At 59.3% G+C, this 236-nt stretch carries 1 protein-coding gene; it reads left to right on the plus strand.

All coding sequences use genetic code 11. The annotated features are described in order from the left end of the window. The coding region (locus FDX22_RS21480) for a molybdopterin dinucleotide binding domain-containing protein (protein ID WP_186805413.1) at window positions 1-236 on the plus strand (236 nt) is incomplete at both ends.

Raw genomic sequence — 236 nt, forward strand, 5'->3', positions numbered from 1 at the left:
AACCTGCTGATGCTGACGCTTTCTCGCGGCGGCCCCATTGTCTGGATCAGCGAGACCGATGCCAAAGAGCTGGGCATTGAGGATAACGACTGGATTGAAGCCTTCAATGCCAATGGCGCGCTCACCGCGCGTGCAGTGGTGAGTCAACGCGTGCCGCCGGGAATGACCATGATGTATCACGCCCAGGAGCGAATCATGAATATCCCTGGCTCCGAAGTCACCGGGATGCGTGGCGG

The sequence above is a fragment of the Citrobacter sp. TBCS-14 genome, from assembly GCF_005280805.1.
GTDB classification, from domain to species: Bacteria; Pseudomonadota; Gammaproteobacteria; order Enterobacterales; family Enterobacteriaceae; genus Citrobacter; species Citrobacter gillenii.